Below are 26807 nucleotides of genomic sequence, written 5' to 3'. Positions count from 1 at the left end.
GCGCCAGACCGCTGATCTAAGATTGCTGCACAACTCTTTGAAAACTGTACAGAAAACTGTATAGTTTTAATTATGTCAACCTTCGAAGTTTCTCCGCACGTTGTTTCAGTCACTGAAGCCGCCACTCGTGGCGTACCAAATTTAGTACGCGCTGCTGAACTCGGTGAAGACCTCGTGGTGGAGCGCCACGGGAAAGCGGTTGCCGCAATAGTGAGTATGGAACATCTCGAAGAAATCAGGCAACTGGAGGAAGACCTCAAAGATAGTGTTCTTTTGCTGTCACGTTTGGCAACTGACTCCGGCCGACGCCTGAATTTGGATGATGTCATATCTGAATTAGGTTTCGACCGTGATGCATTAGATGCAGAACTCGATGCAGATCTAGCCGCCGGTCGCGAATGACACGTCGAGGTGGCCGACACCCTGAAGCCGAGGGTACCGTTGTTCGTCTCACCGACGCTGCTTGGGGCGATTTGCAGACGATGCTTCGTAAAGGCGATCCACAAGTTGTACGGTGGGCCCTCAAGAAATGCCTTCTACTAGAGCGCAACCCAGAAGCTGGCAAAGCTCTTCGAGGAAAGCTCATCGGCTTCCGAAAAATTGTAGTTGGTGACCGGGATTGGCGCCTTGTTTGGCGCGCGACTCATGATGACTCTGGAACGGTTGTCGTCGATGTAGCCGAGGTATGGGCATTAGGCGCTCGCAGTGATGCCGAAGTTTACAGGGAAGTTCAAGATCGCGTGTCACAGATGCGAGATGACCCTGCTACTGTTCCTCTCGCTGCGGCTATCGATGCCCTGGGTAGAGCTGCGTATGGTTTAAAAGCTTCGACTGAACCAGACGAGAAAGCAGCGGTTCCTGAGTGGCTCGTGAATACGCTTGTTTACGTCGTGAAAATGCCTCGACACGAGATTGCCCGATTATCTCCAGAACAAGCACAACGTATCTGGAATGGGTATATTTCAAACACGTCTGAATAGCTAAGCGTTTGATCGGATCAGAGACGTGACGCGTCAGCCGTGCAGAATATAAGGTTCGACCCTTCGGATCGTTGCGGCGAGTGACAGCGCCGTCGTCCCGGACGTCGCCGGGTTAATCGGGCTCGGTGCCGAGACGAATTCGAATCTGAAGCGGCCAGCGTCCCCGGATACTTCGACGACGTGGGCCGAATCAGTGCGCACCGGATCTGCAACCAATTGGACCTGGACACGTTGTAGCGATTCCGAGAGCGGCTTCGATCCGCGAGTTGCATAGGCCAGTGCGACTGCCACGTTGACGTTGCCCGGGAATTTCTCGATGGCCTCGATCGGGTTGCCAGTAAAAATCGTTTCGGGCTCGGTGAGCTGGTCTAATCGGTGTGCTTCGTCCGAGGACATCCACGATTGCACCAGCCCTGACGGATCCTTTGACGTTGTGATCGAGACGTTGTCGAGCTGATGCGCCACGGCTTCTAAAATGTCGAAACCGCCGATGGCGCCATTGGTGACGTGCAAGTGGGGCGTCATGAGTGAATCCGCGATATCCGGATCAGCCAGAGCACCGACCGAGGTGAGCACAAACGGTTTGTCCACATTCGGCAATAACTGTTGTGCTGCGGCCACCCCGGCGGCTTCGACCACGAGATCAGCCTCGGCAACCGCCTGGTCAAAGTGCTGTTGGGTAATGAGGCGAACACCGAGTGTGCCGCGCTCGCGGTGCGCATCGATATCGCGCACCATAGCGGTGAAGTCGTGATCCAGCAGCCGGACGATGTGACGACCGATCGAACCAAACCCCAGCAACAAAATCTTCATGGTGCCACTCTAGTAAATTTGCCGCGGCCTGCCGCCGTGCTGCAACGTTGGAAAGCTGCTGCACGTGAAGTGTTTGGGGCCCGTTAACTTTTTGATGTTTCTGCAGTTAGACGCCCACTTTATCGTGAATTCTGGTCGTCAACACAGCACGACCCGAGCGGAATTGCTCAAGGAAATTCTCATCACGAACGAAAAGGTTCTACATGTCGAAGAAAATCCTTCAACGCACTACCACCGGGGTATTGTCCCTGGCAGTGCTTGCCGGCGCCAGCATCGCCCCGGCATACGCAGACAACGACACCCAGTCTCCGAAAAACGTCATCGTGATGATCGGCGATGGCATGGGTTACAACCACGTGGCCAACACGAACCTGTATGAAACCGGACAGTCACAGTACATCACCGAGGGTGAGCCGGGTAACGTGACCGAGCAGGATGGCGAGCCAGTTCAGGCCTACGAAGAATTCAACCACATTGGCCTGGCCACCCACTCGTTGGACACCATGGCAGACGGTTACGAATACGATTCAGCCGGCGCCTGGGGCGACTTCAACTGGGCCAAGAACACGCCGACCGACTCAGCTGCCGCCGGTACCGCCATGGCGACCGGAACCAAGGTAAATAACGGCGCATTGAACGTCGATCCGGAGGGCAACGAGCTCAAGACGATGTCCGAGCTCGCACACGAAACCGGTCGTGCTGCCGGTGTCGTCTCCTCGGTGCAGTACAGCCACGCCACACCGGCCTCCTATGCGGTCGCGAACCCAGACCGCAACGCCTACCAGGAAATCGGTGCTTCGATGATCGACGCCGAGTACATGGACGTCGTCATGGGTGCCGGTCACCCAATGTACAACGATGACGGCGAAGAGCAGTCCGCCGCCTACGATTACATTTCCGAAGAGTCCTATAACGCGGTCTCACAGGGCAACACCGACTGGGACTACATGGATTCCAAGGGCGAATTCGAAGCCCTGGCGAACGGTGAAACGACCTCCGATAAGGTATTCGGTCTGGCCCCGGTAGCCACAACGCTGCAGCAGAACCGCAGCGGTGATTCCGAAGGCACTCTGCCCGGTGAAGTACCATTCAACGATACCGTGCCGGCCCTCGACACCATGTCCGAAGGTGCACTCAACGTCCTGGGTCAGGATGAAGATGGCTTCCACCTCATGATCGAAGGTGGGGCTATCGACTGGACCGGTCACGCCAATGAGACCACCCGAAACATCGAAGAAACTCAGGAATTCAATGACGCCGTCGACTCGGTCGTTGACTGGGTTGAGACCAACTCATCCTGGGACGAAACGCTGCTCGTGGTCACCGCTGACCACGAAACCGGTTACCTGGGCGGTGCCGAAGACGATCCCAACTTCACCGAAATGACCGGTAACGCCGGCGAATTGCCGACCGTCGGCTGGTCCTCAGGTGACCACACCAACCACCTGGTGCCATACTTCTTCAAGGGCGCTGGCTCGGATGCGATCATGAACTCGGCCGTTGGCACTGATGACGTTCGTGGCGACTACATCGATAACACCACCGTCGCGAACCTGTTCAAAGACGAACTGTGGGCCGAAGAAAACGACTCGGAAGAACCAGCTGAAGGCGACATTCCGGTTGAAGCTGAAGTAGAGGGTCTGCCAGATGAAGGTGGCGACCCAGAAGAACCAGGTTCGTTGGTGCTGTCCGTCTCTGATGGTACTGCAACGCTGGGCAACCAACGCAACGCCGGTGACCGTCTGCGGATGACCGGTACGATGCCATCGGTGACCGTGACTGATACTCGTCATGAAGCCAATGGTTGGGCAGTGGCCGGTCAGTCATCGGATCTGACCGCCGGCGACGGCACTGTGTCTGCTGATCACCTCGGCTGGGTTCCCAATGTTGCTGATGAGTCTCAGAACCCGATTCCAGGTTCGGCAATCGCCGGCACCATGGCCGGTGGCGAAGGCTTGTCCCTGCCACAGACCCTTGGTGAAGCCAACACCGACAACCGCGTGGGCTCAACCGAGCTCGCTGCTGACCTGAACCTCGAAGTCCCAGTCGATACCGAAGCCGGCACCTACGATGGTGCACTTTCGGTCTCACTGTTCCCAGTTGACTAAGACAACGGTTCAAACACCATAGTGACACCATGCACGACCCAGTGCACTCGATGACGTCGGCCAGCCACCGGCCCGCTGTGTGCGGAGCGGTGAGGCCGGCGTCATTGGTGTTTGACAGCTTCCCACTTACGAAAGACTCCACTTGATGCAACGTCCCACCTCTCTGTCCCCGCGCCGTCGAACCGTCACCGCATGGTTGGCATTGTCCCTGTTGCTGACCTTTTTTCTCAGTACTGTCTTTGCTTCCTCGGCCCCAGCGGATACCGAAGATGCTGCGCCAACTACCGTCTGGTCGCTTACTCCAGCCCCGCAGGAGGATGACGAAGACAGGGTGTCCTTCCGCTTTGATGTGCCCCCGGGTGACAGCGTCGAAGATGCGGTTGAGCTGACGAACTTCTCCGCTCAGGAGGCCACTTTCACACTGCAGGCGGCCGATGGTGTGGTGTCGGAATCGGGGACGTTCGATATTCTTCGTCCCGGTGAGGAGAACGAGGCGGCTGGGCAGTGGATTGAGCTGGACCAGCAAGAAGTCACCGTGCCTGCGGATGAATCGGTGACGGTTCCGTTCACGTTAACCGTGCCGGAGAATGCGACTCCGGGGGATCAGCCGGCAGGTATTGCCGCATCTGTTTCGACAGATGAGGGCGACGATGTGTCGATGGTGTCTCGTGTGGGGGCGCGTATTCACTTGCGTGTCGATGGTGACATTATGCCGACCTTGGCGGTTGAAGACCTTGATGTTCAGTACAGCCAGAATTGGAATCCTTTTGCGCCGGGTACCGCGACGGTGAGCTGGACGGTGCGTAATACCGGGAATGTTCGGCTCGGTGCACAGCAGGCGCTGAGTTCGTCGGGACTGTTTGGCCTTGCGACGGTTGAGGAGTCCGTTGAACCGATTCGTGAGATTTTGCCGGGTGGCGAGGCCCAGCTCCAGGTTGAACAGGAGGTTCTACCGCTCTTTGTTCTAAATTCGACGGTGAGTCTTGAGCCAAGTGTCGTTGGCGACGATGAGGTTGATGCTGAGCTGAGTACGGCGACGGGTGGGGTGACCGCGGCGGCGATTCCTATTCCGCAGCTGATCATTGTGGTGTTGGTCGGCGTCTTGGTTTGGTGGCTGGTGACGCGGAAGAAACGTCAGTCGAGGAAATTTGATGCTGCTGTGGCTGCTGCCGCTGCTGAACGATCGACTTCGTCTGGCGATTCGGACGCGGAGGAAGATGAGTCAGGAAACGAAAGCTCTTCCGATGATGCTGAGGATACGGACCATACTGGTGCGGCTGCCAAGCAGCGTAGCGGCCGACGGGCTGGTGGGTCACGAGCACGGCGCAATGGTGCAGACTGACAGGTTTGTTTTAGATTGCCCAGTAGAGGTTGCGCAACAGCGGTTGTGACGGGTCGAGCCAGAGGGCGGGCTGAAAGAAGATCAAACCGTCAACTTTTCGTATGGTCCATTTTCCGTTGTGCACGGCAGCGTGATGCGTCGGGCACAACGTCGTCGCGTTCTGTTCATCGGTGTTGCCGCCTTGCATCCATTCGATGAGGTGGTGGATGTCGCAGAGTGCAGCGGGGGTAGTGCATCCGGGCGCTCTGCAACCTCGGTCTCGAGCAAGAATGGCGCGTCGCTGCGTCGGCGTAAAGAGCCGGTAGGTACGTTTTTGGTTCAGCACGGTATCGGGGCCATCCCATATTTGTGCCACGATTTCACAGTCACATCCCAAGGGTTCAGCGTCTTTGGGATGAAGCGGTCCGACATTGATGGCTTCCGACTGGAACGGCGTCCACGGTACGGGGCTGACAGGACTGGTCGAGTCCGTCAGCTCGTCCGGGATGATCTGACCAACCGGGTCGGTTCCTTGAAGGACCGGTGGGATAATTCCGTCTGGGCCAGGCGGTCTTCGCACTTCCGGCGGTAGTGGCGGTAGACCTAACATTTTGTGTGCTGTTTGCACGTCTTGCACCATGACCAGTTGTGCATGTGTACCATGAGCTCGTTTGATCGCTGCTTCTGTTGGATCCATACTCAATAGCATCCGCAGGGCACCGATGAAGTAGCCGCCGAATTTCTGGTCTTCGGTCATGCTGTCGATGCGTTGCATATAGCCCGCGGTGATCGGGTTGCCGTGGGCATCTTCTCCAACGATTTCATCCGGGTCGAAATCTGCATCATCATCGCCCTGAGTGGAAACGTGACCGGTTACGTCTGTTGCCTCACCGACGTTTGTTGGATCTGAATCAACATGGAGGAAATCGGCGATGTCTTCTGGAATGAACGGGGTCTTACCATCCCAGTTGCGCTGATAGGTCTTGAGGGTTTTGAACGCAGCGTACACGGCTGGCGTGGCGTGCATTGAAATCATGCCGCTACCATCGCCACAATCTCTGGTTTTGAGCGCGTTATCTGCCTGATTTTTTAGTGTTTCGGACGGAGGCGGTCCGTCGGGATCCATTTCATATGCGATGCGATCGAGCCACCGTTGCTTGGCTTTGCTAAATGTATCTGGATCCGAGATTTCCGCAGCCTCCGCTAGGACGGGTTCAAATGCAGCAAGCACCAGATCTTTGTACTCTGTGGACTGACCGACTTTTCGAGCGTATTTGGTCAACTCTTTATCCAGGTCGGCGAGTCGATCGGCGTTTTCAGATGAGATACGGCTTGCCGACATCGCCTCGGCGACTAGCGGGAATTTTGGCTGAGAAGTGGCAAGCTCGGGATCGTGTCCATGCGCGAAGGCAAAGCACCGTGCTCGTTCAATAAGCTTGCGTGCTCTGTAGCTGCTAAACCGCATCGATTCCGTAAAAAACTCTTTGACGTTTTTGAAGGGCTGTTGCTCGAACTCAACGCCCAAATACGTTGTCGGTTGTTCTAAGCCGCGTTCAACGTGCCGTGCGTAGTGCGCCATAATCGCATCGAACCCGCGGTCCAGCTGCTGCAGCATGTGTCCAAGTCCCCGGATGGTGTCATAAAAATTATCGGGTGGAGTGGTCTTGATGATCGGTGCTTGCGTAGCGTCGTCGGATGTTGAGTCACCCTTCAGCCCTGCCCAATCTGCCCCGGAAGCCTCGTGGTACACCGCGATTTCATCATAGAAGGTCCGTGGGTTCGCGATTCGCTCCATCACCACGCGCATCAGCATGGTGAGGGCATAGATGAGTTCGCCTAGAGAGGCTGATTTGAAGGCATCCATATTCAGGACATGCGTGCGCACGGGGGAGCCAACGTCGGGGAGAATCGGCGTCTCAACCACGGCAGTGCCCTCTCATGATCTCGCTGGAATGTGCGGAAATGTTCTTCCTATTCTACCCTGGTGCGCTATTGATGGCAATACTTTTGATGTAGTTTTTTAAGTTATTGAATATGTTTTGTTGTTCTATATCATAGGGATATGAAATTACAGGGTGGTGTCATGTGTATTGTGGATAACTTCATGGTGTGCTGAAAAGTTTTCCACAATCCTGCGATGGGGGCGCGTCCTGTTCTGCGGCTCATAGAGCACACAAAAAGGGACCCGACGGTCGTAACCATCGAGTCCCTGCTGCCTACCTTTGGCTTGAGTCTTAGGACCTCAGCTCGCGGCGGTAATGTATCAGTGGCGCTTCCTCACCAGAGGGTGTTTTATCCACGTCGCGCGCGATCTCCAGAAATCCGGCACGTTCAAGAATGTGCTTGGAGGCATCGTTGTTTACTACTGTTCGGGCAGTTAAGTCATCCAACCCGCTCTGTCGGGCGAGTGCTGCCGAAAGTTCAAGTGCGCCGAGCGCGTGGCCTGTGCCGCGTGCTTCGGGATGGAGCCAAAAGCCCACTTCCGCGCTGGTCCGGGTGACATCAAATAACACCAGGCTGCCCAGGAACGTATCCGCTTCGTCGACGATGCTCAACAATCCTAGGTCGCCGCGCTCAAGTCCGGCCGGGGCTTGGGTCTCAGCCAGGTGCTGGACCGACGCATGCGAGTATTCTGCTTCTGGTAAGTGCCCAAATTGTTGGACGAGGGGATCCTGCGTCCCGGCGAGATAACGGTCGGCATCCTGCTGGGCAAGCAACCGTAGGCTTCGGACGCCGTCGGTAATGGGAAGAAGCGTGGAGTTAAGCATGGCACCAAACTATCACGGGGTCCCGCTATGAGGGCATGGCAAACTCCACAACGAGGATGACGAAGTTGCCGCTGACGAGGCCCTGTTCTCGTTGGTGTCGACCATTAGAGTGAGAGCAAGCTTGCCCAGAACGCGATCGGATGCGGGGCAGCGGTATCTTGGGAAAGGAGCTTTGAGCATGGCAAAGAAAATTTACATCGCAGTCGGAGTGGACGTTGACGCCGTTGGTGGGTGGTTAGGATCCTACGGCGGTGAAGATTCACCAAACGATATTTCTCGCGGCCTGTTTGCCGGGGAGGTCGGAGTGCCGCGTCTTCTCCAGTTGGCGCAGCGTCGCAATATTCCCTTCACGTGGTTCTGGCCGGGGCACTCCATCGAGACGTTTCCGGAACAATTTGATCAGGTCGTCGAGGCCGGCCACGAAATTGGTCATCACGGGTACTCGCACGAGAACCCGTTGGAAATGTCGCCACAACAAGAGACCGAGGTGTTCGAATACGTCTACGACCTCATCGAACAACGGTCAGGTACTGCCCCGGTTGGTTACGTCGCGCCGTGGTGGGAGATGTCGCACTACACCAATGAGCTGCTGTCGAATGCCGGCATGCTCTACGATCACTCGTTTATGCACCGTGACTTCACCCCGTATTATGTGCGCGTCGGTGACACGTGGACGAATATCGACTACGAAGCTGCCTCGGCAAAAGAGTGGATGAAACCACTGGTCCGCGGTGAAGAAACCGATCTGGTCGAGATTCCGGCGTCCTGGTACATCGACGACTTGCCCCCGATGATGTACATCAAATCCAGCCCCAACTCGCACGGCTTTGTGAACCCACGCGACCTTGAGCAACTGTGGCGAGACCAATTCGATTGGGTGTACCGCGAGATGGACTATGCGGTCTACCCGATGACGATCCACCCGGATGTCTCGGGGCGTCCACAGGTATTACTCATGCTGGAGCGTCTCTTCGTCCACTTCGCCTCCCACCCGGGCGTGGAATTCGCGTATATGAAAGATATCGCTCAAGACTTTAAACAACGCTACCCACGTAGTAGCTAAGGTTCGATGATCCGTTCGTCACTGCCGTGTGCGGGGGCGAGCTTGCCGATGTCGGCGACTCGCAGCGGCGTGAACTTTTCGTTGCTGTGGGCTGAGACGACCTTGCCGGTGACGCACACGTGATCGCCGCCGTCGTCCAGCAGGGAAATGCGTTCTAGCACCATGTGGTTCGGACAATCAGCAAGCAACGGCATCGACTGTGCATCTGTCGCTACGTCGAGGTCTGCGAACTTGTTGACGTGCTGGCCCGAATGTGTCCCGAACTGCTGTGCCAGTGCAAGATCATCAGCGGTGAGGAAATGCACCGCGAAGTGTGTGGCCCGCAAGCCCACGCGATACGTGTGGTTCGCCTTGGACAGCCAAATGCAATAGTGCTGCGGTGAAATGCTCGCTTGCGAATGGTAGCCAACCAGACATCCGGCTTGGGTATTTTCGACGCTGGTGGTGACCACGACCAGCGCCGAGTTGACCGAGCCCATGAGGGTTTGGAAAGGATGTTTACTCATCGTCGTGGGCTCTTTTCTGTCGTGCGGATTCGTAGCGGAGAAAGAGTGTATCGTCCTCGCCGAGCACACTTTTGAGTTCAAAGCTGCTGATTCCCGCCCCGTCCGGGGTCAGGCCAACCGGCAGATTGTCGCCACCGAAAATCGGGGCAATCGACAGGCAGAGTTCATCGAGACGGTCTGCTGCGACGAATTCACCCAGTAGGGTAGGGCCACCCTCGCACAGCACGACGCCGTAGCCGCGTGAGGCGAATTCGCGCAGTACGTGTTCGGGCTCGACGCGGTCTTGGCCAACAATGATGACGGTTGCGTGCCGTTTCGCTTCGGCCAGCCGGTCCGGATCAGCCGAGGCCGACGTGATCACCATGGTTGGAGCGTGTTCGGGCGCCTCGGTAAAGAGTTTGAGATTCCAATTCAAATCCAGGCTGCCGCTGACGACCGCAACCGGCGGGGTCGGTGGTTTGCCATCGCGCTCGCGTTGCTCCTGGGCTTCATCGGATAACCGCACCAGCCCGTAGCCTTCGCGGCGCACTGTCTCGGCACCTACGAGCACGACGTCGGCAATCTGACGCATCTGACGGAACAGTGTCTGGTCGGAGCCGGTGGATAGCGCTCCGACTTTCCCATCGATGGCAGCGGTCCCGTCCAGGCCCGCGACCATATGTCCGGTTACCCAGCACTCGTGTTTCGGAGCGCTGCGATCGACGGCCAAATACGGTGCCATCGAGTCTTCAAGTTCATGACCGAATTCGTAAATACGCATGTTGCGAGTCTACGAGCGGGGCCGCACCCGTGTCTGCCTCACAGGTGCGGCCCGGAACCATTCAATCTTGGGGGTTTTACTGACTTTCGGTGCCGGATTCCTCGGCTTCGAAGTCAATTTCTGGTTCGTAGTCGGTGGGCGTCACGGTAATGACGACGCGGCGGTTGTCTTGACGGCCCGCATCGGTCTCGTTGCTGGCTCGCGGGTAGTCTTCGCCCATACCCGTGGCGGTGACGTTACCATCGGCGATGTCGCTGTGTTCTTTCAACCAGGCGACCACCGATTCGGCACGTTTTTCTGAAAGTTCGTCGTTGTCGGCGTATTGTTCGGATTGCAGGTTATCGGTGTGGCCTTCCACGGTGATGGCGTAGTCTCCACCGCGGTTTTCGATGTCGCCGGCGATGGCTTCGAGTTCAGATGTGGCATCGGAACGCAGTGCATGCTCGTCACTATCAAAGAGCACATCGCCCTCGGTGGTGTAGGAGATCTCCTGGTCCTTTTCGGCGTACTCGGTGTGGTCGGCACCCTCAACCTGGTAGGACTCTAGGTAGGCATGTTCAAAGTGCGCATGTCCCACGGAAATGCTGGGTATCTCGTACGTGCCTAAAGTTTCGAAACTGACCATGTCGTTGCTCTCGGTGAGCACGCTCGACCGGTTCAGTGTGGGTCCCATGTTGAATGACGCGAGGATATGTTCGCGCTGAATGTGAGGACGGATGACATGGGATACGTAATCACCGTCCTGGGCGTCATCGGGTTCGGTCTGACAGACCTGTTCTTGAAAGGAGCCTTCCGCCGTGATTGGTTCTGATTCAATGGCCGGCTGGACTTGTTCTTCTACCACGGTGCCATCGGGCAATTCCACGGCTTCCAGCACACGCTCCGGAATACGATATCCCGGGATATACGAGTCCGAAATCTCGACTGCCGGCAAGCAACCTCCGGGGGCCGGATATTCAATCACACACCCGGCTTGCCCTACGATTTCTGGGATGACGATGCCGGGTACCCCGGGGATTTCGACTTGCTCACCATCAACCTCAACGGTCTGGTCTTCGAGGCCCTCAACTTCTTGTGCTTCCACCACGACGTCGTCGAGCCATTCGACGGTGGCCCCTTCCATCTCTTCGGCCTCGAGGCAGGCTTCGAATTCCATCGGTTCATCAACTTCGGCAACGAGCATGTTGAATCTCGGTGGGTTCTTCCGGTGTCGATGGTTGTGCCGTGGCGACTTCGCCATCTTGAAATCCGGCGCGTTCGGGGGCAGCGCTGCAGGAGGTCAGGGCAAAGGCGCCGACGAAGCCGAGGCCTAGCGTGGACCGAACCAGGGTGGGCCAGTGAGTGATGGTCATGGTGTCTCCTTACCGAGAGCAACAAGATTGTGGTTTTGCCTATGAGTCGGGCTCAACATCAAAAAAGTTGCAACCATTTCAAAAACTTTTTAGCGTTCCTCGGTCACCCGGACTTGGTGACGAGTCTCGAGCTCTTCACCATCTGGGCCACGTGCGCGCAATATAATGTCATTGGTTCCCGGTTCCGTCGCGGTCACGGTCGTTTCTGCTTCGTCGACGACGTGGGTACCGGTGGGCAGCGCCCAGACCCAACTGTCTAGACCCTCGGTTTCGGCGGTGAATGTGGCCGCTTCGCCCACGGTGACCTCTTCGGGGCCGGTGATGGCGATCGAGGCATCATCGTTGGCGGATGGATACCGGTCCCCACCCAAGAACAGGCCGAGCACCAGACCGATGATACCGGTCACCACGGCTAAACCGCTCAGCAGCAGCGTCGTCATCTGCGCGTCACGCCCTACAACGGGCGTCGGGATCGAATCTTGGAGTTCACCGTCCGCGGTGTGTTTCGGCGGCGAGGCGGGTGGCGCTGACGGTGCCGGGGCAGGTACCAGCGCCTTTTCGATTTCGTCTAGCCATTGGGCCACGGTCTGTTGGCGGTCGGACGGATCGCTGTGCATGCCGCGTTGCACCACCTTGGTGAACGCTTCCGGCGGTTGGCTGCCTTCAACCACCCAGGCCAACAGCGCTGAGGCAGCCCAGATATCGGCACGAGTGTCGACCATGCCCGGTTGTGATTGTTCGGGTGGACGAAATCCTGCGGTGCCTCCAGACACCGTCAGGCCGGAATTGATGGCGAGGTCCTTACACATGCCTAAATCCGCAACCAGCAGACGCTCATCGCTGCGGATCAGATGCGACGCCGTTGACTGTGAGGCTTTAGGGTGCGGTTCACTTGCGATCAGCAAGTTTCCCGGGCTCAGATCCCGGTGCACTAATTGTGCCGTATGGACGGCTTCTAGGGCGCTCGCCAAGGGACGGACCAGGTTCAACACGTCGGTCGAAGATGGTTTCCAACCTTGCGCTCGCAACGATTGCACGCGTTTCTCTAGGGTGGCGCGGTCGGCCAGTTCCAACACCAAAAAGGGTTGTTGGCGTGACGATTCGCCGATGTCGTGCACAGTGACGACGTGTTCGGACGCAATGCGACGCAGACTGCGGCCCTCGGAAATGAACCGTTCGCGAATTTCAGGGTTCAGACTGTGGTTCTCCGCAAGGATTTTGACGACCACGGTGTCATCGAGCAGGTCATCCTGAGCGCGGTAGACGGTCGCGAATGAGCCGACGCCGAGGACCTCGCCGAGTTCATACCGTCCCGCGTTCATGCTGCACCGTCCTGATGACGCAACCGGGCGGCCACCATCGCGCGGCCCCGGCTGATTTGGGCTTTCACGGTACCTTCAGCCCGGTTCAAACGTTCGGCGATATCGGCATAGGGTTCGCCTTCGATATCACGCAGGATGACGGGTATTCGATAGAGCTCAGGGAGGGCATCCAGCGCGTCGCGTACGGTGGCACGAGTCGCAATGACGGAACTCATGTGCGCGGCCGGGGAGATATCGCCGTCATCGAGTGGAACAGTCGCGCGTTGTCGACGCAGATGATCCACCACGCGCCGTCGCACAATACTGTGCACCCACGTGGTGACTTTGCTGCGGCCGTCGTAGGTATGAACCGAGTCGGCAATAGAAATGAGCGCATCCTGACTCACATCATCCACCGCTGTATGGTCCAAGAGTGCGGCTCCGGCGAAGCGGCGGACCGTGCCGGAACCGTCCAAGACTTCCAAGAACAGTTCGACGGCTTGCGGTTCGGACGTGGCATGTTCAGCAAGCAGGGCCAGTGCCTCATCCAGATGAGAAGAATTGGTCAGCGGGTTCACTGCTCTGCGAGCGGACGTATAGTCGGCCTTATGCAGCGCGTGGTTTAACGTCATGAGCGAGTCCGCTACATCCGTTGGCAGATGGTCGTTGGATCCCCTCATATCCACGAGTCTATGGTGTCACATCGCTGATGTGTATTCTTATGTCCATCGTGTCAGTGCCATACGGTCGCATCATGTCTAGACTGGGGGCATGCGATCAGAACTCATTGGATTCGGAACACTCGTTCAAGCTGGCCGAGACAACCCAGATATTTACCGCACCGCAGCATTATCTGCACTGGAAATCGGGTATCGCACGCTCGACACGGCGCTACGGTATGAAAATGAAGTGCAAGTCGGTCAAGCCATTGCTCAAAGTGATGTGCCGCGTGACGAGATAACCGTCACTACCAAGATTCCCGGCCGCTTCCACGGCTACCACGAAGCCAAAACGTCCATCATTCGCTCGCTGAATGATTTGCGACTACCGTTCGTCGATAACGCCCTGATCCACTGGCCGTTGCCAAGACAGCACAAATATGTCGATACCTGGCGTGCGATGATTGAAATGCGTGACGCCGGACTGATCCGGACCATCGGTGTCTCGAACTTCTTACCCGAACACTTACAACGCTTGGCTGATGAAACCGGTGAGATGCCCGCCATCAACCAGGTGGAAATGCACCCGTACTTCGGGCAAGCAGAGCTACGGGCCTTCCATGACGACCACGGCATTGTCACCCAGGCGTGGTCACCGCTGGGACGCACATCGGACATGACTGATGACCCTGTGCTGACACGGGTTGCTGAGAAGCACTCGTCAACTCCGGTGGAAGTAGTGCTCGCTTGGCACATCCACCACGGCTCCATGCCGCTGCCAGCGTCGTCGAACCCTGAACGCCAGCGCGCGAATCTCCTGTTCGACGTCGAACTCGACGCGGACGATATTGCTGCCGTTGATAGTCTGGAACGTGGCCGAATCTATCAGGACCCCGCGGTGCACGAGGAGTTTTAGGCGAGAACACCCGAGCTATACCGCGCGTAGTGGAGGAAGTTTTCAGGCAGCTACACTAATCTATGTCCGATTGAAAGATTGAGAGTAGATGAGCCAAACTTCCCAACGCAAAACGTCGCTAATCGGCAACCTGATCCGCGGCGCACTGATCGGCATCGTCGAGACCATCCCCGGTATTTCCGGTGGCACGGTGGCCCTGGTTGTTGGTATCTACCAGCAGCTCATCGAATCGGCCTCCGCATTGATCCGCTGGAGCCTATCTCTGGTTCGTGGACGTCGTGACAACGCGCGCCAGTACTGGCAGAACATTTCCTGGCGGCTGCTCATCCCGTTGGGCATCGGCATGGTGGTCGCGGTCTTTACCGTTGCCGGCCCCGTGGTGCATCTGGTCGAAACCTACCCCGAGCGCATGCGTTCGCTGTTCTTTGGCATGGTTGCAGCCTCTGTCATGGTTCCGCTACTCATGGTTCGTGACGATGTGCAATACCGCCGCAAAAAGTTGGGGTGGCGCCATGCGGTCTTCTTCGTTGTCGGCGGCGTCGTCGCATTTGCCGTGCTCTCGCTTCCGGCCACGCAAGCATTAGAACCACACTGGTATGTGATCTTGCCAGCCGCAGCCATCGCTGTCTCCGCGCTGGTGCTCCCTGGCTTGTCGGGTTCGCTTATTCTACTCACCGTCGGACTCTATGAACCGACACTAGGTGCTGTTGAGTCACTCGATTTTGGGTATCTCGCCGTGTTCGCCGCCGGGATGGTGCTCGGGCTGATCGTGATCGTACAAATCCTGAAATGGTTACTTGAACACCATCACGCGACCACGCTGATCGTCCTGTCCGGTGTGATGGTTGGCGCGTTGCGTGCCCTGTGGCCGTACCAGACCGAGGATGGCGCATTATTGCCCATCGGTGATGGCCTCGGGCTCAACATTGTGCTCGGCCTCGTCGGTGCCATCGTCGTGGTCGTGATGGTATTAGCCGATCGAAAGATGAGTCGTCGTGCACCACAACCCGTCCATTAGCGTCGCCGCCGTCGTCCTGATGCGCGATGACGGCCGGATTGCTCTGGTCCGGAAGCATCATACGGACGCCTTCATGTTTCCCGGTGGTAAACCCGAGCCTTCCGAGGAGGGGCCGACCACTGCCATCCGCGAAGTGTATGAGGAGCTCGGGCTCAGCTTAGATCCGCAGACGCTAGAACATCTGGGCGATTTCACGACGCCGGCAGCCAACGAGCCCGGTACACAGCTGCTCTCCCAGGTGTATGCGGCAGCGCTGCCCGCAGGGGTTTCGGTCGCTGCCCAAGCCGAGATAGCTCAACTCATCTGGGTCGACGCTCACGACGTCGGGCTACCCTCCGGTACGACACTGGCACCGTTGAGCGCGACGATCTTGGGCTCTTTGGAGCAGCCGGAGGGCGTCGAGATGACACTCACAGAGTTTGAACAGTTGGTGAGTCAAGAGCTTGAATCCCTTCCGAAAAGGCTCGTCGACAGTCTCGACAATGTCGTCTTTGCGGTGGAAGATCGTCCGGCTGATGGCTCATTGAACGTGCTCGGGACGTATGAGGGACATGATCGATTCGATCGGGCGGATTATGGTTACGCGCAGTTGCCTGACGCGATTGTGGTCTTCCGTGAGCCTATACTCGCTATTTGTGATGATGTAGCGCAAGTGCGTCATGAAGTCCACGTCACGCTGGTGCACGAGATCGGGCATTACTACGGGATTGATGACGCCGCACTCCATGATCTTGGCTGGGCGTAAAACGCGTGCCACAATAATATCACGGCCCCGAACAGTGCCACCACAGGAGTGAACACCATGAGTTACCCGCAGTATCAACAACAGCACCTACCGCCAAGCAACCTGCCACAACAGCATGGCGGTTATGCTCCCCAACAGGAAGCGACGGATGGCCTGGGCAGTTGGGTGCTGACCACGTTTTTGATGTTCATTCCGCTGGTGAACATCATTTATTTGCTCGTGCTTGCCTTTGGTGGAAGCAACTCGCTTGCGAAACGGAACTTTGCCCGCGCCACACTCATCTGGATGCTCGTCAGTTTTGTTCTTGCGATTATCGTGGCCATTGTGCTGGCGACGGCTGGGGTCTCAATTTTTAATGAGCTCTCCAATAGCTACTCCACTAACTACGCGTACTGACCAGGTGCAAAATACAGATTCGCGTGGGCTTTGCAGCCTGGGTTGAAATCCGTCTGACAACCCGGACACGAGCCGGTGGACAAATAGTCGGTGACGCTCAATTCCAGGCCGCACATGCCACATAAGACCGCTGGTTCATGGAAGTGGTCGGTTGGCCAAACCTCTGCAGGATGGTCAGCGAGGGCCTCGTGGCAGGCGTGGCACGAATAGTGGACATGGCAACAGTAGTGTTTTATGGCGATGACGTCGAAGGGCTGATGATAGTGCGCACAGCGCGTGTGCTCATCGATTTGAATCCCATAGACCGACCGTTGCAATGTCATGTTCGTTCTTTCTGCCCCTGAGGTTAGCTGAACGCTGCTTCGCCGGTGAGTTTCTGGCCGACGATCAGGGTGTGCACTTCGTCGGTGCCCTCGTAGGTGCGTACCGATTCAAGGTTGTTTGCATGGCGCAGCGGTGAGTACTCGGCGGTGATGCCGTTGCCTCCCAGGATGGTGCGGCACTCGCGAGCAATCTCAATAGACACCCGTACGTTATCGAGTTTCGCCATCGAGATGTGGTGCAGATCCATCGTGCCGGCATCGTTGGCTCGACCCAACTGCAGCGCCATGAGTTGGCCCTTATTCAGTGCGATGGTCATATCGGCAAGTTTCTTCTGGGTCAGTTGGTAGGCGGTCAGCGGCTTGCCGAACTGCATGCGGGTTGAAGCGTAATCCAGGGCGGATTCAATCGAATCACGAGCCGCACCCAACGCGCCCCAGGCGATGCCATAGCGCGCCTCATTCAAGCAGGCGAATGGTCCACGCAAACCAGGGTTATGCGGCAGGATCGTATCCACTGGGAGCTCTACATTCTCGAGCGAGATGTCGCACTGTAGGGATGCGCGCATCGAAAGTTTCTGTTCGATGGCTTCGGCAGAAAAGCCTGGTGTATCGGTTGGCACGATGAAACCGCGCACGACCATCGCGTCATCGGGGCGGGTATCGCCGTCTGGATGCACACCGGCGGCCTTGGCATCAGCAACCGAGACCTTGGCCCAAATGATGGTGATGTTGGCAATGGTCGCCAGGCCGATCCACCGCTTGGCGCCATTGAGTACCCATTGACCATCGACGAGCTTGGCGTGCGTTGTCATTGCTGACGGATCAGAACCCGCAGTTGGTTCGGTCAGCCCAAACGCACCGATGACTTCACCGGCGGCTATCTTTGGCAGCCAGGTCTGCTTCTGTTCTTCGGACCCGTTTTTGGCGATGGCGGTCATGGCCAGCGAGCCCTGCACTGAGATCACGGTACGCAGACCCGAATCGCCGGCTTCCATCTCATGCATGGCGATGCCATATTCGACAGCGGAGCGTCCGCCACAACCGTAGCCTTCAATATGCATGCCGAAGAGACCAAGCTCGGCCATTTCTGGGATCAGCTCGGTAGGCAAGTGCGCGTCGTCGTACCACCGGGCAATATTGGGGCGCACGCGCCGGTCCACGAATTCCGCAACGGTATCGCGAACTTGCAGCTCCTGCTCGGTGAACATCGAGGCGATATTGAAGAGATCTGTTGTCGACATGAATGCTCCGTAGGTCTGACCGTGTGACGGCCTGCGTGGTATTTTCGTGATGCTCTTCACGGTAGCGAACCGGGTGGGTGCGGGCAACAAGGAACCGCATCATTGCACAGAACGTGCGCAATCAATGCTGTTGTCGCATCGATCTTGCAATGCGAGGGTCGAGCGGTTGAGCATAGAAACCATGATTACAGCTGCGCCCCACACCACGCCCGGAGTCCTCGACGGTATCGTCGTCGCCGATTTTTCGCGCGTACTCGCCGGACCGTACGCCACGATGATGCTCGCCGATATGGGTGCCACCGTCATCAAGGTTGAGTCGCCAACCGGTGACGATACGCGTGCGTGGCAGCCGCCGGTGCGTGAGGATATGGCCACCTATTTCTTGTCGGTCAACCGCAATAAACATGCCATTGCATTGGATTTGCGCGACGATGACGACCTCGACACCGCGCACAAGCTGCTTGCCAAAGCGGACGTGTTCATCGAAAACTGGAAGCCGGGTGGGCTGGCCAAATTCGGGATGGATCCCGAGGCCGTGGCCGAGCGATACCCGGAGCTCGTGCATGCATCGATCACCGGTTTCGGCACCACTGGTGGGGCACATCTGCCGGGTTACGATCTGCTGGCGCAGGCCGCTTCGGGGCTCATGGATATCACCGGTGAGCCAGAATCATCTGGCCAAAAGGCCGGAGTCGCGATCTTCGACGTCGTCACCGGTCTGCACGCCACGGTTGGCATTCTCGGCGCACTCCAGGAGCGTCAGCGCAGCGGAAAAGGCCAACACATCGCGGTGAATCTGATGTCTTCGGCGTTGTCTGGGTTGGTCAACCAAACCTCGGCCTATGTGGCCGGGGGTGTCGTCCCGACTCGTATGGGCAATGATCACCCGTCGCTGGCGCCGTATGGTCCCTTTGCCGCAGCCGACCAGCCGCTGATTCTCGGCGTTGGAAACGATCGGCAATTTCGTCAACTGACCACCGCGCTGGGCGCATCCGAGCTGGCCGATGACGAACGCTATGCCACGAATCCGGCGCGCAATGCCCATCGCGATGAACTCCGAGCTACACTCGAGACGTATCTGCAGCACCGCCCCGCCTCGGAGTGGGTCGAAGAATTCCGTGAGCTCGGGATCCCGTGTTCCGAGGTGTTCTCAATTGCCCAAGGTGTGGAATTCGCCGACGAAATCGGCCTCGCGCCAGTTCAGTTAACCGGCGCAGAAAAGGTTCCAACCGTCAAGCACCCGATCGATTATTCACGTAGTCAAGTCGCGTACGACAAAGCCCCGCCCACACTCAACGAAGACCGCCAGAGCATTCTCGAGTGGCTCGATGCCGAGGAAGGCTAGGCCAGTTAGAGCCCTGTCTGGTTTACCCCGTATTCTGCCTGGGCTTGGGTGAAGCCCTCGTAGACCAGCTGATTAATGAGTTCGGAGCGGGAAAACGACGAAAAGTCGAGGTAGGTTTCCGCTGATGCGGCGGCTTGTTCGTTCCAGTCAACGGTGAGGCTGTCGACCGCTGCGGTGGCGTCGCTATTTGAAAAACCTTCGAACTCTAACTGCTCAATCAGTCCTGTTCGGGAGAATGCAGTGTAGGCAAGATACGTATCTGCCGACTCGATAGCCTGTTCGCCCCAATCGACGGTGACGTTATCGACTGCCCAGGTCGCGTCGGCATTGGAGAAACCTTCAAACTCGAGTTGCTCGATGAGTCCGGTGCGAGAGAACGCCGTGTACCGCAGATAGTCTTCTGCTGATCCAAGTGCATTCTGCTGGCTTACGCTCCCCGTGTCAGCTTCGGCGGTTGGCTCCTCTGAAGTGGCCGTAGGCGTCGGTGCTTCACTGGTCTCCGCCGGGGAAGTGGTCTCTGGCGTCGGCTCTTCGGTCTCGGTCGGGCTCGCGCTTTCAGACTCTGTGCCAGGCGCGCTGGGTGACTCGGTGTCGTCTGAGGGTGTTGCACTCGGTGATGAGGTGACCTCGGCGTCGGCAGCTTGTTCGTTGTCCTCGGTGCTGAACATGAAGCCGACGGCAATAGCCAGCACAATCGACGTCAACATTCCCAGTCCTCCGGTGATGATCCCGGCTATACTGAGGCCTTTGGGCTGTATCTTTCGCAGCGCTACAATGCCGGTCACGACGGCGACTGCGCCGAGGATGAGCCCGACGATCGGCAGCCAACTGACGATCAAGCCGAGGATTCCAGTGACCAATGAGGTGATCGCCAGGCCTTTTGGAACCGACGGGCCAGGCATAGGCATCGGGCTGTATTGCGGTTGAGGTGGCGGTGGTGGAGGGTATCCCTGTGTCACGATTGTGCTCCAATAACTTCAAGGTGTGTGTTATTGGAACCCTAGCCCAGTGCTCTACTCTGTGGGGATTGTCTCCTCAAGTTTTGGCGCGCAGGCGCAGTCCTCGCGCATATCCATCAAGAAGCCTGCGGTGCTCGCAAGATAGATGGAGATTAACAGCCCGATGCCGCCGGTGACGACACCGGCTATGCTCAGCTTGTTCGATTGGCTTTTTCGGAGTGCTATCACGCCGAGCACCACGGCGACCACACTGACAACCAACCCAATAATCGACAGCCAGCTCACGATCAGCGCGATGATGCCAATGACCAGGGATGAAATGGCCAAGCTTCTCGAACGTTGGCTGCGTGATTGATGTAGAGCCGGGGGATCATCGACCTGAGCCATGCCATCACTCCAATAGTTTTTCATTTTTCAGATTGCTTGTGATGGACACACTAGTCGATCACAGCATGCCTGTATGCTGGGCGATCTCGTCAGATGAAAACGCGGTCCGTACTTCGTGTTGCACAGTGAGCAGCGCGTCGGAAATTTCGCGGCGACTCGCACTGGAATAGCGAGCCAGTGGTAACGCCACACTCAGCGCCATGTGTTCGCCACCGATATGGCCCAGCGAGACCGCCAGCGCCACCAAGCCCTGTTCGGTGGACTCGACGTTCACCGCAAAACCCTGTGTGCGCGCCTTGTCGATTTCTTCGTGCAGATCTCGCAGATTGAACGCGACCGCCTGCGGGATCGAACCCTGGTCAGTTGGTGCATATCGTGCGTTGACAACGGCGGGTGCGAGATCCGCGAGCATCGCCTTGCCCGAGGACGCCAGGTGCGCGGGCAAGCGCTTCCCCATCCGACTTGCCAGAATGAGTGCGCGATCTGTGGCCACAATACAGTCGTTGTGATGCACCGTGGTGCCCACCAGCGTTGCCACGTGGACGGTCTCGTGCACGAGGCTGAAGAGTCGTTCCAAATGTGGACGAAGCCGTTCATGCAGTGGTGGGGTGACCAATGTTTGGCCAAAGTGCAATGCACTGGAACCCGGGAAGTAGCGTTGCTTTTCGCCGCGCACCGCAAAGCCATCGGCTTCGAGCGTCGCGAGGATGCGGGAAGCCGTCGACGGGTTGACGGTCAGGTGTTTGGCCGCCTCGGTGACACTCACCGACCCCTGCGAGGCCATCAGTCGCAAAACCTGCAGTGCTCGGTGAATCGCTTCGATTCTCGGTATAGATTTGCTCACACCGCAAATCTAGCAGTCCGTTTTGCGATTGTCGCACATACCGGCGTACGGTCCTGCACAGAATGTGTTGTGGCACACGAGCGAAGGACGGAAAACCAGCATGCAATATCACCTCAACGGTTACACTTTCGGCGACCCAAGCGTTGCCCCGGCTGCACCTGATCACATGCGGTACGATGCCGGGCTACCCGACACCGTCGACGTCCTTGTCGTCGGCACCGGTCCAGCCGGCGCGGTACTCACCGCCCAGCTCGCCCAATTCCCTGAACTTTCGATTGCTACCGTGGATCGTCGTGCCGAGCCATTAGCCCGCGGACACGCTGATGGCGTGGCATGCCGCACCGTTGAAATGTTCGAAGCGTTCGGGCTGGCCGATACCTTGGTGCGCGAAGCGTTGTGGGTAAACGAAACTGCCTTCTGGTCGGTCGAAAACCCCGGCGACGGCATCACCCGCACCGGCTTGGTTCAAGACGTGGCCGACGGTCTGTCGGAATTCCCCCACGTGATCGTCAATCAGGCACGCATGCAGGAACTGCTCTTCGACGTTGCGGCAAAGTCTCCGTCACGCTTCGAAGTGGACTACGGCTGGCAATACGTCTCCCAATCCATCGACGAATCGCAAGAGTATCCCGTCGAAGTGACTGTTGAAGCCACTGCGGAAGAACACATTGGCACAACACGAACACTGCGCGCGAAATACGTCGTTGGTTGTGACGGCGCCCGTTCGGCGGTGCGAGAATCCATTGGTCGTCAACTCCACGGCGATGTGCAAAACCACGCGTGGGGTGTCATGGACGTCCTGTTGGTCACCGACTTCCCCGACATCCGCAAGAAAGCCGTGATCAGTTCCGAAGCCGGCTCCATCATTTTGATTCCACGCGAAGGTGGTTACCTCGTGCGGCTGTACGTCGATCTCGGCGCCGTACCCGAAGGTGATACCGAGTTCCGCAAACGCGTGACCGTCGAGCAGATCACCGAATCGGCCAACAAGATTTTGGACCCGTACAGCATCGAGGTGCGCGACGTCGCCTGGTGGTCAATCTACGAGGTTGGCCAACGTATCGCTGACGGATTCGATAACCTTAACGACGACGCACGCGGTGACAATCAGCCGCGCATCTTCATCACCGGCGACGCCTGCCACACCCACTCGGCCAAAGCCGGTCAGGGCATGAACGTTTCCATGCAAGACACATTCAACCTCGGCTGGAAATTGGCCGCCGTGCTACGCGGTCAAGCGCGCCCGGAATTGTTGCATACGTACTCGGAGGAACGCAAAGTCACCGCCCAAGAGCTCATCGACTACGACATCCGCTGGTCCAAAATGGTTGGTTCACGCGATGCCGACCAGCCGGTTACCCCCGACGAAGTCGAAGAGCAGTTCGTTCGTGGTGGGCAATTCACCGCCGGGTTGGCAACCCGGTACACACCGGAGTTTTCCGCGCTCACCGGTCCGGATACACACCAGGATTTGGCCTCGGGTTTTGCCATCGGTACCCGCTTCCATTCGGCACCCGTGATTCGCGTCGCCGATGCAAAACCGCTGCAACTGGGCCACGTGCATGCGGCAGATGGACGCTGGCGCATCTATCTCTTTGCCGACGAGAACGGCTTGGCAGAAGGCTCAGCCGTTGCCAACTGGTGCACCCGGATGACCGCGGATCCAGCCAGTGCGGTCAGCCGGTTCACCCCGGAAGGTACTGACATGGACTCGCTTTTCGATGTCTATGCCGTCACGCAACAAACGCATCACGACGTCGACATCAACGCGGTACCGGCGCTCGTACAACCGTCAAAGGGCAAGTTCGGGCTCACCGACTACGAAAAGGTCTTCTCGGCCGAACAGACCAACGGGATGCTGCTGGGCAACATTCCCGGGGTGGAAGCCACCAAGGACATCTACGATCTACGCGAGATCGACCGCGCACGCGGCGCCGTCGTCATCGTACGTCCGGATCAGTACATTGGGCACGTGCTGCCCCTGGACGAGTTTGAAGCATTCGACGAGTACTTCGCGAAGTTTCTGACCAGCTAGATGCCCCGCCGGACGCGTTAGGGTAGCGTTGAACCATGACGACGAATATGATGCCACCGCCAGAGGTACCTGGTGACGACCGTGACTGGACCTTCGTGATCGATCAGGGGTGCACCGAATGCGGGTTTCAGCCGTTCGCGCCGAATCTGATGGGTGATCGGCTGCGCTCAGCCGCAGCACGGTGGCGCCCGGTGCTTCAACGAGTCGACGCTACGCAGCGGCCTTCGGAACCGGTCTGGTCGCCGGTCGAGTACGCGTGCCACGTCCGTGACATGATCACGGTGCTTCAGCAGCGGGTTGAGACCATGCTGCACCAGCACAACCCGGATCTAGCGGACTTCGATGGCGACGCCGAAGCTGTGCGCCGAGAATACTGGAAGGCGGACAGTCAAACCGTGTTGGGCGAGCTCACGCTCAAGGCACAGTCAACGGCTGACCTGGTCGATACGGTGGAACGCGAGCAGTGGGAGTTACCGGGCCGACGCTCCGATGGTTTCGAATTCACCATCGCCACGCTGTGCCTCTACATTGGCCATGAGATGGAGCACCACCTCCACGACGTCAAAGGTTAAGCAACCGCAGGACGCCCGCACCGGCGAAGTTCTTCGACCTCGTACCCGGCCTCCGCTTCGTCGGCCCACCGTTGAATTTGTTCGTCAGAGATCTGGTCTCCGTCGACCGATTCTTTGCTCATACTTGTATTCTATTACGTCAGCACGCTCCGCAGCAGGCCACGTGACTGAAGTGGTGTAGGGCACAGTTTGGTGCGGTTGGTGACGAGGGGCACTCATGTTCGACACCTCAAACACTGGATGTGGCGTGTGGTGTTGGCCGTTTTGCAACTCGGCGGTGCCATGCTCGCTGGTTTCGGCATCCCGCTCGCCGTGCTCCATTGGGAAGGTTCCACGGCAATTACAGTTGGCGGATCGGCCTTCATCGCGTACATCGTCACCTTCTGGCTCGAGGTCGCGGTGATCATCGTGCTGATGGTCTTGGCAGCTCGAAGGGGTCGGAAGGATCTGTTTGCCCCGCTGATCCTCACCGTCGTCGGTATTCACTTCATTCCGTTGGCATGGGTCTTCGCGCAACCAAGTTTTGCGCTGACCGGTGTGCTCACGACGGCGATCGGCGTGATGGCGGCTCTCGTGCCAGACCGTGCGGCGGCCCGGAGTTTCTGGTGCGGGTTGCTGGGCGGGACGACGTTACTGATCGTCGGTGCCCTGGGCCTATTTTCTGCGTTGGGCGCGCCAGCCGTGTAAACAGTGCCGAATTGGGTCACGTACGTGACTTTTTATGACCGCGAATTGCTGTGGTTTTTGCACTTTCGGCTGCGGTGCACATAATGTATACAGGGTAAACCATTCAGAGCGACTGAGAGATCTGGCTCGTAGACGTCGCAGCAACCCCTCCACTGTTTTGGTGTAGGACGGTGCTAACGCCAGGAACAATGGAGTGATTCAATGATTTCTCTGCGTAATTTATCGACCACTTTTACTACTGGTGGCAATGATCCGGTCACTGCAGTTGACGATGTCAGCCTGGAAATTGACCGTGGAAGTATCCAAGGCATTATCGGTTTTTCTGGTGCCGGCAAATCCACGCTGCTACGCAACATCAACCTACTGGAGCGCCCCACCTCCGGCGAGGTGATCATCGACGGCGTTGATCTCATGGAACTATCCGACGAGGAACTGCGCCAGGCCCGCCATCAAATTGGCATGATTTTCCAGGGCTTCAATCTCGTCAATAACCTCACGGTTGCCCAAAACGTGGAGCTGTCGCTGAAGTTCGCCGGCGTCGCCAAGGCACATGACCGCCGTGTTCGTGTGGCAGAAGCCCTCGAAATCATCGACATCTCGGACAAGGCCACGGTGTATCCGGCAAAACTATCCGGTGGACAACAACAACGGGTGGCGATTGCCCGCGCGTTGGCTACTCGGCCTCGGGTTTTGTTGTGCGATGAGCCGACTTCGGCGTTAGATCCATTCACCACGGCCACCGTGCTGCAATATCTGGCGGACATCAATCGGGAGCTGGGCATCACCGTTGTGGTGGTGACCCACGAAATGGAAGTCATCAAAGCGCTGACCGACCACGTGGCTGTGATGGAATCCGGACGAATCGTCGAACGCTTCGCAGCCAAACGTTTACAGGATAAAACCTTCGAACCCACCACTGCGATCGGCCGCTACCTGGTATCTGACGGCATACACGTCGACCGCCGACAGCAGCATGACGTCGATGAGGCCTCAACCGCCGAATTGGCAGTGGGAGGTCGCGTCTAATGCAACGTATTGCAGAGCTCAACCCCGAACTGATCCAAGCGATGTTAGAAACGTTTGCGATGATCGGCGTCGCCATCCCGGTCGCGGTGCTGCTGGGCACCCCGCTGGGTATCTGGTTATTCGTGCATGCTCCCGGTTCGATCGCACCACAACCAAAACTGCATGCTGTTGTCAGCGGACTCGTCAACATGTTGCGGTCGTTTCCGTTTCTCATCTTGTTGATCGCCATCATCCCGCTGACCCGACTGCTGGTGGGAACCACCGTGGGGACTGCCGCAGCGATTGTTCCGCTCACGATCAACGCGATCCCATACTTCGCACGGCTGGTTGAACAAAACATCAGCCAGCTGGGTGCCGGTGCGGTCGAGGCATCCCGGGCGATGGGCGCGACCCGCCGCCAGATCATCCGCAACGTGCTGCTGGTCGATGCCCGTCCGGGCATTATCGGATCAATCACCATTACCACCGTGAGCTTCATTTCTTACTCAGCCATGGTCGGTCTTGTGGGAGGCGGTGGCATCGGCGACTTCGCCATCCGTTACGGCTACTACCGCTACGAAACCGTGGTCATGTTCGTTGCCGTCGTCCTGATGGTGCTGCTCGTCAGCGCCGTGCAGTGGGGTGGAAACTCCCTTGCCCGCGTGGCCGATAAACGCATCTAACAACGCTTCATCACAAACTT

General features: G+C 57.7%; 30 protein-coding genes and 1 riboswitch. Of the genes, 15 read left to right on the top strand and 15 right to left on the bottom strand.

Translation table 11 applies throughout. The features are described 5' to 3' along the window. The first annotated feature begins 72 nt into the window (after window positions 1-72). Both ACYVJT_RS07130 and ACYVJT_RS07125 read left to right on the top strand, forming a co-directional pair. Window positions 73-402, top strand: a complete 330-nt coding sequence (locus tag ACYVJT_RS07130) for a type II toxin-antitoxin system Phd/YefM family antitoxin (RefSeq protein ID WP_343955910.1) — start codon at window positions 73-75, stop codon at window positions 400-402. After that, entirely contained in the window at window positions 399-980 is a 582-nt protein-coding gene (locus tag ACYVJT_RS07125) for a type II toxin-antitoxin system RelE family toxin (protein ID WP_343955909.1), read from the top strand. The genes ACYVJT_RS07130 and ACYVJT_RS07125 overlap by 4 nt, the downstream gene beginning before the upstream one ends. Before the next feature lie 33 nt (window positions 981-1013). Here the strand turns inward: ACYVJT_RS07125 and ACYVJT_RS07120 are convergent, their stop codons facing one another. After that, window positions 1014-1793, bottom strand: coding sequence for an aspartate dehydrogenase domain-containing protein (locus ACYVJT_RS07120; protein ID WP_343955908.1), 780 nt, complete (start codon window positions 1791-1793; stop codon window positions 1014-1016). 203 nt (window positions 1794-1996) lie between these two features. Between ACYVJT_RS07120 and ACYVJT_RS07115 the strand changes: the two genes are divergently transcribed. Together ACYVJT_RS07115 and ACYVJT_RS07110 are read left to right on the top strand one after the other, a co-directional pair. After that, window positions 1997-3901, top strand: coding sequence for an alkaline phosphatase (locus ACYVJT_RS07115; RefSeq protein ID WP_343955907.1), 1905 nt, complete (start codon window positions 1997-1999; stop codon window positions 3899-3901). 145 nt (window positions 3902-4046) lie between these two features. After that, window positions 4047-5243, top strand: coding sequence for a WxL protein peptidoglycan domain-containing protein (locus ACYVJT_RS07110; protein ID WP_343955906.1), 1197 nt, complete (start codon window positions 4047-4049; stop codon window positions 5241-5243). Between the two features lie 10 nt (window positions 5244-5253). On the opposite strand, the gene ACYVJT_RS07105 is transcribed toward ACYVJT_RS07110, so the two are convergent. Together ACYVJT_RS07105 and ACYVJT_RS07100 are read right to left on the bottom strand one after the other, a co-directional pair. Then, window positions 5254-7146 (bottom strand): HNH endonuclease signature motif containing protein, encoded by a 1893-nt coding sequence (locus ACYVJT_RS07105; RefSeq protein ID WP_343955905.1) that lies wholly within the window; start codon window positions 7144-7146, stop codon window positions 5254-5256. 310 nt (window positions 7147-7456) lie between these two features. Further along, window positions 7457-7990 (bottom strand): GNAT family N-acetyltransferase, encoded by a 534-nt coding sequence (locus ACYVJT_RS07100; RefSeq protein ID WP_343955904.1) that lies wholly within the window; start codon window positions 7988-7990, stop codon window positions 7457-7459. Window positions 7991-8168: 178 nt separating this feature from the next. On the opposite strand from ACYVJT_RS07100, the gene ACYVJT_RS07095 reads away from it, so the two are divergent. Next, window positions 8169-9053 (top strand): polysaccharide deacetylase family protein, encoded by an 885-nt coding sequence (locus tag ACYVJT_RS07095; RefSeq protein WP_343955903.1) that lies wholly within the window; start codon window positions 8169-8171, stop codon window positions 9051-9053. Here the strand turns inward: ACYVJT_RS07095 and ACYVJT_RS07090 are convergent. The 6 genes from ACYVJT_RS07090 to ACYVJT_RS07065 all read right to left on the bottom strand — a co-directional run bounded on the left by ACYVJT_RS07090 (window position 9050) and on the right by ACYVJT_RS07065 (window position 13652). After that, window positions 9050-9559, bottom strand: a complete 510-nt coding sequence (locus ACYVJT_RS07090; RefSeq protein ID WP_343955902.1) for a flavin reductase family protein — start codon at window positions 9557-9559, stop codon at window positions 9050-9052. The two genes, ACYVJT_RS07095 and ACYVJT_RS07090, sit on opposite strands and share 4 nt — an antisense overlap. Then, window positions 9552-10319, bottom strand: a complete 768-nt coding sequence (locus tag ACYVJT_RS07085) for a pyrimidine reductase family protein (RefSeq protein ID WP_343955901.1) — start codon at window positions 10317-10319, stop codon at window positions 9552-9554. The genes ACYVJT_RS07090 and ACYVJT_RS07085 overlap by 8 nt, the downstream gene beginning before the upstream one ends. Before the next feature lie 76 nt (window positions 10320-10395). Continuing rightward, complete coding sequence (locus tag ACYVJT_RS07080) at window positions 10396-11502, bottom strand: OmpA family protein (RefSeq protein ID WP_343955900.1); 1107 nt, start codon at window positions 11500-11502, stop codon at window positions 10396-10398. Further along, window positions 11483-11671: a hypothetical protein gene (locus ACYVJT_RS07075; protein ID WP_343955899.1), complete on the bottom strand. Its 189-nt coding sequence runs from the start codon at window positions 11669-11671 to the stop codon at window positions 11483-11485. The genes ACYVJT_RS07080 and ACYVJT_RS07075 overlap by 20 nt, the downstream gene beginning before the upstream one ends. Window positions 11672-11760: 89 nt before the next feature. Further along, the gene (locus ACYVJT_RS07070) at window positions 11761-12993 is read right to left on the bottom strand and encodes a protein kinase domain-containing protein (protein WP_343955898.1); all 1233 of its coding nucleotides are present in this window, start codon (window positions 12991-12993) and stop codon (window positions 11761-11763) included. Beyond that, window positions 12990-13652, bottom strand: coding sequence for an RNA polymerase sigma factor (locus tag ACYVJT_RS07065; RefSeq protein ID WP_343955897.1), 663 nt, complete (start codon window positions 13650-13652; stop codon window positions 12990-12992). Before ACYVJT_RS07065 ends, ACYVJT_RS07070 begins: the two co-directional genes overlap by 4 nt. Before the next feature lie 91 nt (window positions 13653-13743). Between ACYVJT_RS07065 and ACYVJT_RS07060 the strand changes: the two genes are divergently transcribed. The 4 genes from ACYVJT_RS07060 (at window position 13744) to ACYVJT_RS07045 (ending at window position 16706) form a co-directional block, all read left to right on the top strand. Further along, the gene (locus ACYVJT_RS07060; RefSeq protein WP_343955896.1) at window positions 13744-14547 is read left to right on the top strand and encodes an aldo/keto reductase; all 804 of its coding nucleotides are present in this window, start codon (window positions 13744-13746) and stop codon (window positions 14545-14547) included. 88 nt (window positions 14548-14635) lie between these two features. Beyond that, window positions 14636-15565, top strand: coding sequence for a DUF368 domain-containing protein (locus tag ACYVJT_RS07055; protein WP_343955895.1), 930 nt, complete (start codon window positions 14636-14638; stop codon window positions 15563-15565). Next, on the top strand, window positions 15543-16310 hold the full coding sequence (locus tag ACYVJT_RS07050; RefSeq protein WP_343955894.1) for a metallopeptidase family protein: 768 nt from the start codon (window positions 15543-15545) through the stop codon (window positions 16308-16310). Before ACYVJT_RS07055 ends, ACYVJT_RS07050 begins: the two co-directional genes overlap by 23 nt. Window positions 16311-16367: 57 nt before the next feature. Beyond that, window positions 16368-16706: a hypothetical protein gene (locus ACYVJT_RS07045; protein WP_343955893.1), complete on the top strand. Its 339-nt coding sequence runs from the start codon at window positions 16368-16370 to the stop codon at window positions 16704-16706. Here ACYVJT_RS07045 and ACYVJT_RS07040 read toward each other — a convergent pair. Then, window positions 16694-17029, bottom strand: coding sequence for a CHY zinc finger protein (locus ACYVJT_RS07040; RefSeq protein WP_343955892.1), 336 nt, complete (start codon window positions 17027-17029; stop codon window positions 16694-16696). The two genes, ACYVJT_RS07045 and ACYVJT_RS07040, sit on opposite strands and share 13 nt — an antisense overlap. A gap of 23 nt (window positions 17030-17052) precedes the next feature. Beyond that, on the bottom strand, window positions 17053-18270 hold the full coding sequence (locus ACYVJT_RS07035; protein ID WP_343955891.1) for an acyl-CoA dehydrogenase family protein: 1218 nt from the start codon (window positions 18268-18270) through the stop codon (window positions 17053-17055). A gap of 181 nt (window positions 18271-18451) precedes the next feature. Between ACYVJT_RS07035 and ACYVJT_RS07030 the strand changes: the two genes are divergently transcribed. After that, window positions 18452-19615 carry a CaiB/BaiF CoA transferase family protein gene (locus tag ACYVJT_RS07030; RefSeq protein ID WP_343955890.1) on the top strand — a complete coding sequence of 388 codons (1164 nt, stop codon included), beginning with the start codon at window positions 18452-18454 and terminating at the stop codon, window positions 19613-19615. A gap of 5 nt (window positions 19616-19620) precedes the next feature. On the opposite strand, the gene ACYVJT_RS07025 is transcribed toward ACYVJT_RS07030, so the two are convergent. The 3 genes from ACYVJT_RS07025 to ACYVJT_RS07015 form a co-directional block, all read right to left on the bottom strand. Beyond that, complete coding sequence (locus tag ACYVJT_RS07025; protein ID WP_343955889.1) at window positions 19621-20517, bottom strand: Ltp family lipoprotein; 897 nt, start codon at window positions 20515-20517, stop codon at window positions 19621-19623. Window positions 20518-20628: 111 nt separating this feature from the next. Next, the gene (locus tag ACYVJT_RS07020; RefSeq protein WP_343955888.1) at window positions 20629-20961 is read right to left on the bottom strand and encodes a hypothetical protein; all 333 of its coding nucleotides are present in this window, start codon (window positions 20959-20961) and stop codon (window positions 20629-20631) included. Window positions 20962-21019: 58 nt separating this feature from the next. Next, a complete protein-coding gene (locus ACYVJT_RS07015; RefSeq protein WP_499418253.1) occupies window positions 21020-21805 on the bottom strand; it encodes an IclR family transcriptional regulator in 786 nt (261 codons plus the stop codon). A gap of 100 nt (window positions 21806-21905) precedes the next feature. On the opposite strand from ACYVJT_RS07015, the gene ACYVJT_RS07010 reads away from it, so the two are divergent. Beyond that, the gene (locus ACYVJT_RS07010) at window positions 21906-23840 is read left to right on the top strand and encodes an FAD-dependent monooxygenase (protein WP_343955886.1); all 1935 of its coding nucleotides are present in this window, start codon (window positions 21906-21908) and stop codon (window positions 23838-23840) included. Window positions 23841-23875: 35 nt separating this feature from the next. Beyond that, window positions 23876-24412: a DinB family protein gene (locus ACYVJT_RS07005; protein WP_343955885.1), complete on the top strand. Its 537-nt coding sequence runs from the start codon at window positions 23876-23878 to the stop codon at window positions 24410-24412. Here ACYVJT_RS07005 and ACYVJT_RS07000 read toward each other — a convergent pair. After that, window positions 24409-24534 carry a hypothetical protein gene (locus ACYVJT_RS07000; RefSeq protein ID WP_343955884.1) on the bottom strand — a complete coding sequence of 42 codons (126 nt, stop codon included), beginning with the start codon at window positions 24532-24534 and terminating at the stop codon, window positions 24409-24411. The genes ACYVJT_RS07005 and ACYVJT_RS07000 overlap by 4 nt on opposite strands. Window positions 24535-24661: 127 nt before the next feature. On the opposite strand from ACYVJT_RS07000, the gene ACYVJT_RS06995 reads away from it, so the two are divergent. The 3 genes from ACYVJT_RS06995 to ACYVJT_RS06985 all read left to right on the top strand — a co-directional run bounded on the left by ACYVJT_RS06995 (window position 24662) and on the right by ACYVJT_RS06985 (window position 26787). Beyond that, window positions 24662-25099, top strand: a complete 438-nt coding sequence (locus ACYVJT_RS06995; RefSeq protein ID WP_343955883.1) for a hypothetical protein — start codon at window positions 24662-24664, stop codon at window positions 25097-25099. Window positions 25100-25195: 96 nt separating this feature from the next. Then, window positions 25196-25307: riboswitch (SAM riboswitch) on the top strand. Continuing rightward, window positions 25301-26125: a methionine ABC transporter ATP-binding protein gene (locus ACYVJT_RS06990; RefSeq protein ID WP_343955882.1), complete on the top strand. Its 825-nt coding sequence runs from the start codon at window positions 25301-25303 to the stop codon at window positions 26123-26125. It overlaps the preceding riboswitch by 7 nt. Continuing rightward, a complete protein-coding gene (locus ACYVJT_RS06985) occupies window positions 26125-26787 on the top strand; it encodes a methionine ABC transporter permease (RefSeq protein WP_343955881.1) in 663 nt (220 codons plus the stop codon). The genes ACYVJT_RS06990 and ACYVJT_RS06985 overlap by 1 nt, the downstream gene beginning before the upstream one ends. Window positions 26788-26807 lie beyond the last annotated feature (20 nt).

The organism is Yaniella soli (genome assembly GCF_054782375.1).
This window is presented reverse-complemented; position numbering and strand designations above follow the sequence as displayed.

Coding starts and splice junctions, on each gene's coding strand:
- ACYVJT_RS07130 (WP_343955910.1), top strand. CDS start 73: ATGTCAACCTTCGAAGTTTCTCCGCACGTTGTTTCAGTCACTGAAGCC.
- ACYVJT_RS07125 (WP_343955909.1), top strand. CDS start 399: ATGACACGTCGAGGTGGCCGACACCCTGAAGCCGAGGGTACCGTTGTT.
- ACYVJT_RS07120 (WP_343955908.1), bottom strand. CDS start 1,793: ATGAAGATTTTGTTGCTGGGGTTTGGTTCGATCGGTCGTCACATCGTC.
- ACYVJT_RS07115 (WP_343955907.1), top strand. CDS start 1,997: ATGTCGAAGAAAATCCTTCAACGCACTACCACCGGGGTATTGTCCCTG.
- ACYVJT_RS07110 (WP_343955906.1), top strand. CDS start 4,047: ATGCAACGTCCCACCTCTCTGTCCCCGCGCCGTCGAACCGTCACCGCA.
- ACYVJT_RS07100 (WP_343955904.1), bottom strand. CDS start 7,990: ATGCTTAACTCCACGCTTCTTCCCATTACCGACGGCGTCCGAAGCCTA.
- ACYVJT_RS07095 (WP_343955903.1), top strand. CDS start 8,169: ATGGCAAAGAAAATTTACATCGCAGTCGGAGTGGACGTTGACGCCGTT.
- ACYVJT_RS07090 (WP_343955902.1), bottom strand. CDS start 9,559: ATGAGTAAACATCCTTTCCAAACCCTCATGGGCTCGGTCAACTCGGCG.
- ACYVJT_RS07085 (WP_343955901.1), bottom strand. CDS start 10,319: ATGCGTATTTACGAATTCGGTCATGAACTTGAAGACTCGATGGCACCG.
- ACYVJT_RS07080 (WP_343955900.1), bottom strand. CDS start 11,502: ATGCTCGTTGCCGAAGTTGATGAACCGATGGAATTCGAAGCCTGCCTC.
- ACYVJT_RS07075 (WP_343955899.1), bottom strand. CDS start 11,671: ATGACCATCACTCACTGGCCCACCCTGGTTCGGTCCACGCTAGGCCTC.
- ACYVJT_RS07070 (WP_343955898.1), bottom strand. CDS start 12,993: ATGAACGCGGGACGGTATGAACTCGGCGAGGTCCTCGGCGTCGGCTCA.
- ACYVJT_RS07065 (WP_343955897.1), bottom strand. CDS start 13,652: ATGAGGGGATCCAACGACCATCTGCCAACGGATGTAGCGGACTCGCTC.
- ACYVJT_RS07060 (WP_343955896.1), top strand. CDS start 13,744: ATGCGATCAGAACTCATTGGATTCGGAACACTCGTTCAAGCTGGCCGA.
- ACYVJT_RS07055 (WP_343955895.1), top strand. CDS start 14,636: ATGAGCCAAACTTCCCAACGCAAAACGTCGCTAATCGGCAACCTGATC.
- ACYVJT_RS07045 (WP_343955893.1), top strand. CDS start 16,368: ATGAGTTACCCGCAGTATCAACAACAGCACCTACCGCCAAGCAACCTG.
- ACYVJT_RS07040 (WP_343955892.1), bottom strand. CDS start 17,029: ATGACATTGCAACGGTCGGTCTATGGGATTCAAATCGATGAGCACACG.
- ACYVJT_RS07035 (WP_343955891.1), bottom strand. CDS start 18,270: ATGTCGACAACAGATCTCTTCAATATCGCCTCGATGTTCACCGAGCAG.
- ACYVJT_RS07030 (WP_343955890.1), top strand. CDS start 18,452: ATGATTACAGCTGCGCCCCACACCACGCCCGGAGTCCTCGACGGTATC.
- ACYVJT_RS07025 (WP_343955889.1), bottom strand. CDS start 20,517: ATGCCTGGCCCGTCGGTTCCAAAAGGCCTGGCGATCACCTCATTGGTC.
- ACYVJT_RS07020 (WP_343955888.1), bottom strand. CDS start 20,961: ATGGCTCAGGTCGATGATCCCCCGGCTCTACATCAATCACGCAGCCAA.
- ACYVJT_RS07010 (WP_343955886.1), top strand. CDS start 21,906: ATGCAATATCACCTCAACGGTTACACTTTCGGCGACCCAAGCGTTGCC.
- ACYVJT_RS07005 (WP_343955885.1), top strand. CDS start 23,876: ATGACGACGAATATGATGCCACCGCCAGAGGTACCTGGTGACGACCGT.
- ACYVJT_RS07000 (WP_343955884.1), bottom strand. CDS start 24,534: ATGAGCAAAGAATCGGTCGACGGAGACCAGATCTCTGACGAACAAATT.
- ACYVJT_RS06990 (WP_343955882.1), top strand. CDS start 25,301: ATGATTTCTCTGCGTAATTTATCGACCACTTTTACTACTGGTGGCAAT.
- ACYVJT_RS06985 (WP_343955881.1), top strand. CDS start 26,125: ATGCAACGTATTGCAGAGCTCAACCCCGAACTGATCCAAGCGATGTTA.